This window comes from Thermococcus sp. 21S7 (assembly GCF_012027615.1).
Lineage (GTDB): Archaea > Methanobacteriota_B > Thermococci > Thermococcales > Thermococcaceae > Thermococcus.
The window spans coordinates 1-254 of the sequence record NZ_SNUT01000047.1 but is presented as its reverse complement, the minus strand read 5'-3'; the positions used below and the strand labels follow the sequence as shown (position 1 = coordinate 254).

General features: G+C 48.4%; 1 protein-coding gene. It reads right to left on the bottom strand.

Going from position 1 to position 254, the window contains the following annotated elements:
- Positions 1-254: DUF257 family protein (locus E3E51_RS13035; protein WP_167913528.1), on the bottom strand; the 254-nt coding region annotated here is incomplete at both ends.

Genomic DNA, 254 nt, shown 5'->3' with positions numbered 1-254 from the left:
ATATCAACGTTCAGGAACATGAAGCTCATTTTACCCCTGATGTCGAGGTACTTTCTGGTTATCGTTTCGAAGTACCTCTCCACCTTCGATGGATCCTCAAGGAACGTGAAGGTGAACTTCTCTATTCCAAGTACCACCGTGTGATTTCTACTTCCCTTCGGGACCTTTCGCGCGATTCTGGCGTAGAGTGCCAGATGATACTCGAAGTCTTCCACAACGTCAATCTTCCCCAGAACGTTGCCAACGTCCACCAG